We start from the raw sequence: 8,270 nt of genomic DNA on the forward strand, positions 1-8,270 counted from the left end.
CCCCTCGAGCATCCGGCGGAACAGCGTGCGCGGACAGGCAGCGGCAGGCTCGATTCCCGAATGGTCCGTTTTCCGCCGCTGCCGCGGACGGAGATCACAGGCGGCACCCGTGGTGGGTCCATGCATGCCCGGTCGGGATGCATAAACTGATGCGAGTGCAGCAATCTCTCGCGACAGTGTTCGTCGGTCGCGACACCGAGGTCGCGGCGCTGCTCGCGTGTGGACGTACCGCGGTCACGGGGCGAGGTGCCGTCGTTCTGGTGGAGGGCGAGGCCGGCATCGGGAAGACCACGCTGCTCGGTGCCGCCGCCCGCCAGTTCGCCGAACTGGGGTTGCAGGTGCGGACGAGCCGCGCACGAGAACTCCAGCAGGATGTCCCATTCGCGGCGCTGGCCCCCTGGCTCGTCACCGCGGGTCCACCGGTCGGCTCCGATCCGGTCCGAGCCCTGCTCGACGGCGCGGACCAGGCCGGAGACGTCGCGGCCACGCACGAATTCGCTCTCGCCGAACTCCTGCTCGAGCAGATCCGCGCCTGGTGCGCCGAACAACCCGTCGCACTGCTGCTCGACGACGTCCACTGGGCGGACCGCTCGAGTCTGGCGGTGCTGCACCGGCTGTGCGCGCTCGCCGACCGGCTGCCGCTGGTCCTGGTGCTGGCGACCCGTCCCTTCACCGCCGAGCCGGCCTTCGCGATGCTGACCGCCACGTTGACCGCCTGCGCCGCCTCCACCATCCGGCTCGGCGCGCTGCCCGACGCGGCGGCGACGACCATGGTCCGGGAAATGGTCGGTGCGGCGCCGGCGCCGGCACTGCTGCGGCAGGTCGCCGGAGCGTACGGGCATCCGCTGCACATCAGGGAGCTGGTGGCCGCATCGCTGCTGGACGCCGAGGGCAGGCAGTCCGCGCCGGGGTCCGCGCCGCAGCCGGTCGGCTCCCTGGCCGAGGCGATCTGGCGGCGCGCCGAATCACTGTCGCGTCCGACTCGCGACCTGTTGCCGATGGCCGCGGCGCTGGGACCGAAGGTCGATGTCGTGGAACTGGCCGCGGTGCTGGACGGCCACATCATGGAGGTGTGGAGCGCGGTGACCGAGGCCACGGACGCCGGCCTGCTCACGATGGTCGATTCCGAGCTGGCCTTCCGCCACGAGCTGATCCGGCACGTCCTGGCGGAGCGAGTACCCGCCTCCCTGCGCTCGGATCTGCTGCGCCGGGCCGGACGGGTGCTGCAGACCACGGGCGCACCGATAGAACGGGTCGCCTACTACCTGTCGATCGGCGGCCGGGAATTGGACCCGGCGAGTCTGCAGTGGCTGCTCTCGGTCTCCGACGCGCTGATCGTGCGCGCTCCGGAACTGGCGATGCGCCTGCTGACCCGCATAGTCGATACCGCCGGGCTCGACACCGCGACCCGTGCCGCGCTGATCCGGATGCGGACCCGCGCGCTGCTGTGGAACGGCCGGACCGACCAGGCCGAGGCCACGTTGCGGGTGGCGTTGCGGCATCGGCCCGAGCACGCCGACGACCCGGGTCTGCGCTGGTTGCTGGCTCATGTGTGCCATGCGCAGGGGCGGTTGGCCGAAGCCGTCGAAGTGGCCGAGACCGCGCTGAACACGTTGGAGCTCGACGATGCGGACGCGGCGCGCTTCCTGGGTCTGTGCGCACTGGACAATTTCTTCCTCGAACGGTTCGCCGAGGCCGAACAGGCCGGGTGGCACGCGGTCGCGCTGGGACGGCAGTCGGGCAACTCCCTGGCCACGGGGTACGGGCTGATGGCTCTGGGCGCCGTGCGCTACACCCAGGGGTATCTCGACGAAGCGCTGGAGATCAGTACCGAGTCGCTCACGGTGTTGCAGGACGACACCGGATCGGACCAGATCGACCCCTACGTGCTGTACGCGCACTGCCTGATCGAGCTCGATCGCCCGGCCGCGGCCGCGGAGGCCCTCCAGACCGCCATCGGTCACAACCGCCGGATGCACGGGGTCTATCTGGCGCCCAACCTCATGGCCAAAGCCCGCATGTTGCTCCTGAACGGGCACTGGGACGAGGCGGTCGCGGAGTGCCGGGCATGCCTGGAGGCCCCCGATGTGCTCGGTTACGCGCCGGTCGCCCACAGTGTGATGGCGCTGATCGGGATGCACCGGGGCGCGCCGCCGCCCGCGGACGCGCTCGTTCCGGACGACCGCTTGGGCACCGCCGGATACGGGTACATGCAACCGTGGGTAGCGGCGCTGGTCCACGAGACCAAGGGCAACCCGGAACCGGCGCTACGGCTGCTGGTCGAGACCCACGTGAAGCTCGACGGAGGTATGAGCGCCTCGACGCTGCACTACCTCCTGCCCGATATCGCCCGCCTGGCCTTCGACACCGGCGATTCGGAGGCGTTGCACGGCGCGCGGACGGCGGCCGACGAAGTGGTGGCCAAGCAGTGGACCGCGTCCCGCTCGGGTATCGCGCAGCTGTGCCGTGGGCTGGCCGACCGCGACCCCGAGGCACTTTTCGCCGCCGCCCGGGAGTTCGCCCGCTGTGACTGGCCGCTCTACGAAGCCCAGGCCTATGAGGACGCCGCGATCGTGCTGGCCGAGAGCGGTCGTGGCACCGACGCGCGGGACGCGCTGGAATCCGCCGTCCAGCTCTACACCCGGCTGGGTGCTTCGTGGGATACCGCCCGCGCGGTGGCCCGGATCCGGCGTTACGGAATCCGCCGGGGCGTGCGGGGCCCGCGTAACCGTCCGAAAACGGGCTGGGCGTCGCTGACCGATACCGAACGCTCCGTGGCGGTCCAGGTGGCCGATGGTTCCTCGAACGCCGATATCGCGGCGCAGATGTTCCTGTCGCGTCGCACCGTCCAATCACATGTGTCCAGCATTCTGGCCAAGCTCGGGGTGCGGTCACGGCGGGATATCGCGGCCGCCATGGCGGCCGCCGGCCGCTGACTCCGGCGGCTGGTCTTTCCACAATCGTGGGATCGCGCGGAAGTTGTCCACAGAGTCGATGCGTGCCCACCATCGCAGCGCCGGACCGGTGACGATGAGTACGTCCCCGCAATCACGGGGCGAGCGGAGGGGTGGAAATGTACGAAGCATTGGCGACGGTGGTCGGTACCGTGGTGACCGAGCCGGTGAAACGAGAGCTGCCCAGCGGCGAGCAGATGCTCAGCTTCCGGTTGGCGAGTACCGCGCGGCGGCTGGACCGCGAAACCGGCGAATGGGTGGACAACGGGACGCTCTTCCTCACGGTGAGCTGCTGGCGGCGGCTGGTGGCCGGGGTGGGCACCTCGATCCACCGGGGTGATCCGGTGATCGTGCAGGGGCAGCTCCGGTCGAACGAGTACCACACCCGGGAAGGTGCCCAGCGACGCGACCTGGAGATGCGAGCGCATACCCTGGGGCCGGACCTCACCCGCTGCACCGCCCGGGTGGAGCGTCGACGGACCGGAAATCCGGCGACGACCGGGAATATATCCGCCGGTCCGGGTGCTGCGACTGCGGAAACCGGGGTGGCGGGGGAACAGAACGATCCAATGGTGGAGCAGTCGGCGCGCGACGAGGAGCCCGTGAACGCCGACGTGTGAAACCGCATCGATGTGTGACGGATAGGGTGATCGCTATGGCTGAGTTCATCTACCAAATGAAGAAGGTTCGTAAGGCGCACGGCGACAAGGTCGTGCTCGACGATGTCACCTTGAACTTCCTTCCCGGCGCCAAGATCGGCGTTGTCGGTCCGAACGGCGCCGGTAAATCCAGCGTGCTGAAGATCATGGCCGGATTGGACCAGCCGAACAACGGCGAGGCCTTTCTCGCGCCGGGCGCCACGGTCGGGATCCTGCAGCAGGAACCGCCGCTGAACGAGGAGAAGACGGTCCGCGGCAACGTGGAGGAGGGCCTCGGCGAGATCAAGGTCAAACTCGACCGGTTCAACGAGATCGCCGAACTCATGGCCACCGACTACTCCGACGAGCTCATGGACGAAATGGGCAAACTCCAGGAGGAGCTCGATCACGCCGACGCCTGGGACCTGGACTCCCAGCTCGAGCAGGCGATGGACGCGCTGCGCTGCCCGCCGCCGGACGAGCCGGTGACCAACCTGTCCGGTGGTGAGCGCCGCCGGGTGGCCCTGTGCAAACTGCTGCTCAGCAAGCCCGACCTGCTGTTGCTCGACGAGCCCACCAACCATCTCGACGCCGAGAGCGTGCTGTGGCTGGAACAGTTCCTCGCGCAGTACCCCGGCGCCGTCCTGGCGGTCACCCACGACCGGTACTTCCTGGACAATGTCGCGGGCTGGATTCTCGAGCTCGACCGGGGCCGGGCCATCGGCTACGAGGGCAACTACTCCACCTATCTGGAGAAGAAGGCCGAGCGGCTCGCGGTCCAGGGTAAGAAGGACCAGAAGCTGCAGAAGCGGCTCAAGGACGAACTCGCCTGGGTCCGGTCGGGCGCCAAGGCGCGTCAGGCCAAGAACAAGGCGCGTCTGGGCCGCTACGAGGAGATGGCCGCCGAAGCGGAGAAGATGCGGAAGCTGGACTTCGAGGAGATCCAGATTCCGGCCGGTCCGCGACTGGGCAGCGTGGTGGTCGAGGTCGAGCATCTGGACAAGGGCTTCGGCGACCGTCAGCTGATCAAGGATCTGTCGTTCACTCTGCCGCGCAACGGCATCGTGGGTGTCATCGGGCCCAACGGTGTCGGTAAGACCACGCTCTTCAAGACCATCGTGGGATTGGAGCAGCCGGACAGCGGCACGGTGCGGGTCGGCGAGACCGTCAAGTTGAGCTATGTCGACCAGACCCGCGCGGGTATCGACCCCGGCAAGACCGTCTGGCAGGTGGTCTCGGACGGGCTCGACTACATCGAGGTGGGTCAGCAGGAGATGCCCTCACGGGCCTATGTGAGTGCTTTCGGGTTCAAGGGCCCGGATCAGCAGAAGCCGGCCGGAGTGCTCTCCGGTGGTGAACGCAACCGGTTGAACCTGGCGCTCACCCTGAAGCAGGGTGGCAACCTGATCCTGCTCGACGAGCCCACCAACGACCTCGACGTCGAGACCCTGGGGTCGCTGGAGAACGCATTGGAGCAGTTTCCGGGCTGCGCCGTGGTCATTTCCCACGACAGGTGGTTCCTGGACCGCACCTGTACGCATATCCTCGCTTGGGAAGGTGACACCGACAACGAGGCCGAATGGTTCTGGTTCGAGGGCAACTTCGAAGCCTACGAGGCCAACAAGATCGAGCGCCTCGGCCCGGAAGCCGCACGGCCGCATCGAGTAACACATCGCAAGCTGACCCGCGGGTAACGCCGCGAGACTTTTCCCGCTGCCCGGCTTCGGGTCTACCCTCGGGGTCGGTGTCGGTGTGTCCGAGAAAAACCGGATTCAAGGGAGTGGGAAATGACGGTCTCGTCCGAATTGTCCAGCGAGGCATGGGCTGCGGAGCTGCCGGACACACTACGCGCCGAGCTCGGCACCTTGGAGCACGGTTATTTCCGGCATGTCGAGACCGAGGACTCCGATTGTGAGATCACCGCGCCGACCCTGACCTTCCGGGCCCATCTGACACTGGCCCTGACCCGGCAGCCGGGTCAGGGCCTGGTGCGGGTCCACCACCCCGACGACGGGTCCGGGCTGGGCGCCGCGGTACAGATCGTCACCGACGATATGCCCATGCTGGTCGATTCGGTGACCGCGCTCTTCGGCCGGATGGGCGGCACCATCAGCGAGGTCATCCATCCCATCTTCACGGTGGAGCGGGCTTCCGACGGTACCCTCACCGCGGCTCGCCTCCACGAGGCCGATCGGCGGCGCAACGGCACCGGGGACGGCCGCGAATCCTGGATCCACCTGCAACTGCATCCGGCGACGAGCGCCCGGCTGCTCGACGAGATCGCCGCCGCGGTACCGGACGTCATCAAGGACGTACGCCAGGTGAGCAGCGATACCGAGGCGATCCACGCCATCGTCGACGATCTGGCGACCCGGCTGGAACAGGCCGGTGATACCGCCGCCGTGGCCGATGCAGATATCGAGCCCGCCGACTGCGCACGTCTGCTCCGGTGGCTGGCCGACGACAACTTCACTGTGCTCGGATACGCGCGCTACCGGCTCGAACCGGGCGCGGAACTGCCCGTCCCGGTGGCCGATTCCGAACTGGGCGTCCTGCACCCGGGGACCGCGACCGGTTTCCAGGTCCCGCTCACCGCGGGTGCCCGGCCGCTGCTGCGGATGACCCAGGGACTGATCCCGGTGACCATGCAGCGCGCGGTATACCCGTACTACATCGGCGTCGCCGATCTGGACAGCGCGGGCGAGGTCCGGGGTGAGCACCTGTTCGTCGGTGTCTTCACGGTCACCGCGCTGCACGAGAACGTCCTGGACATCCCGGTGGTGGGGCAACGGGTCCGCGCCGCCATCGCCGACAGCGGGTTCGACCTCGACTCGTTCTCCGGCCAGGCCATGCTCGAAGTGATGCAGGGCTTCCCGCGCACCGAACTGTTCTCCTCCGACGCCGCGACCCTGCGTCGGACGGCCACCGCGGTACTCAATGTCGGTCTGCGGCGGCAGGTGCGGTTGTTCCTGCGGGTCGATCCCTACGGCCGGTTCGTCGCCGCCATGGTGTACCTGCCCCGTGACCGCTACACCACCGCGGTCCGCCTGGAGATGCAGGACATCCTGGTGCGGGAGCTCGGCGGCGCGTCGATCGACTACTCCGCCCGGGTGAGCGAAAGCGAACTCGCCAGTGTCTATTTCACCATCCGGATGCCGGATGCGGACACCACGGAACCGGTAGGCGCGGCCGAGGAGATCTCCGAGGACGAACGGCGGCGAATCCAGAACCTGCTCGCCGAGGCCAGCCGCACCTGGGACGATCACCTCAACGACGCCGTGAACGCGTCGACGGTGCTCGATCCGCAGATCGTGCGCCGTTACTGCGAAGCCTTCCCCGAAGGATACAAACAGGATTTCAGCGCACGCCGCGCGCTGGCCGATATCGATCGCCTGGAGCGGTTGCGGCCGGGAAGTATCGATCAGCACCTGTACCGGGTGGCCGGCGCGCCCGCCGGGTCCTGGCGCTTCACGCTGTATATCGGCGGCTCCGGAATCTCGCTCAGCCAGGTACTTCCGGTACTGCAGAGCCTCGGGGTCGAGGTGCTCGACGAACGCCCGTACCGGATCCGGCGGGAACGTGACGGCAGCGCGGTCGAGGAACGCTGGATCTACGACTTCGGCCTGCTCGCGAGCCACGAACTATTGCACGGTGCGCTCGACCAGGATCTCGACGCCGAATTGCTGGAGGTGGCGCCCGATACGCTGGCCGCGCCCAAGGGCAAGCTCGCCGCTGCCGACCGGGTGCGTGACCGGTTCACCGCCGCCTTCGACGCGCTCTGGTACGGCCGGGCCGAAGCCGACGGCCTGAACGAGCTGGTACTGCGGGCCGGACTGTCCTGGCGGGCGGTCGCCGTATTGCGGACCTACGCGAAGTACCTGCAGCAGGCCGGATTCCCGTACAGCCAGGTCAATATCGCCCGGGTGCTGCACACCTACCCCGATGCGGCGAAACTGTTCGCGCAGCTGTTCACCGCCCGGTTCGATCCGGACAGCTACTCCACCGAGCAGGCCGCCGAGCTCGAACAGCGTCTGCACGAGCGGATCGATCAGGTCGTGAGCCTGGACGCGGACCGCATCCTGCGGGCCATTCTCGGCCTCATCCGCGCCACTCTGCGCACCAACTACTACGTCACCGATACCGACGGCGCCCCCCGGGACTTCATCTCGGTGAAGGTGGAACCGCAGGAGATCGCCGAACTGCCGCAGCCGCGGCCGAAGTACGAGATCTTCGTGTATTCGCCGCGGGTGGAGGGTGTGCATCTGCGGTTCGGTGCGGTGGCGCGTGGTGGTTTGCGGTGGTCTGATCGGTTGGAGGATTTCCGGACCGAGATCCTGGGTCTGGTGAAGGCGCAGGCGGTGAAGAACGCGGTGATCGTGCCGGTGGGTGCGAAGGGTGGTTTCGTGGTGAAACGCCCGCCGGCCGCCACCGGCGACGCCGCGACCGACCGCCAGGCCCGGATGACGGAGGGTATCGAGTGCTACCGGACCTTCATCTCGGGTCTGCTGGATATCACCGATAACGTCGATCTCGCCGGTGGGCAGGTCTTGCCGCCGGAGCGGGTGGTGCGTCGTGATGGTGATGACACCTATTTGGTGGTGGCGGCGGACAAGGGTACGGCGACGTTTTCCGATATCGCGAACGATGTCGCGGGTCGGTATGGGTTCTGGTTGGGGGA

At 67.9% G+C, this 8,270-nt stretch carries 4 protein-coding genes; all 4 read left to right on the forward strand.

Going from position 1 to position 8,270, the window contains the following annotated elements; genetic code table 11:
* Positions 1-155: 155 nt before the first annotated feature.
* Positions 156-2,936 (forward strand): AAA family ATPase, encoded by a 2,781-nt coding sequence (locus ABZV91_RS04695; protein ID WP_355235386.1) that lies wholly within the window; start codon positions 156-158, stop codon positions 2,934-2,936.
* 137 nt (positions 2,937-3,073) lie between these two features.
* Complete coding sequence (gene ssb / locus ABZV91_RS04700; protein ID WP_355235388.1) at positions 3,074-3,574, forward strand: single-stranded DNA-binding protein; 501 nt, start codon at positions 3,074-3,076, stop codon at positions 3,572-3,574.
* Between the two features lie 35 nt (positions 3,575-3,609).
* Entirely contained in the window at positions 3,610-5,286 is a 1,677-nt protein-coding gene (gene ettA / locus ABZV91_RS04705) for an energy-dependent translational throttle protein EttA (protein WP_355235391.1), read from the forward strand.
* A gap of 93 nt (positions 5,287-5,379) precedes the next feature.
* Positions 5,380-8,270 (forward strand): NAD-glutamate dehydrogenase domain-containing protein (locus ABZV91_RS04710; RefSeq protein ID WP_355235394.1); only part of this gene is annotated, 2,891 nt, incomplete at its 3' end.

Source organism: Nocardia sp. NPDC004568, assembly GCF_040609955.1.
GTDB lineage: Bacteria > Actinomycetota > Actinomycetes > Mycobacteriales > Mycobacteriaceae > Nocardia.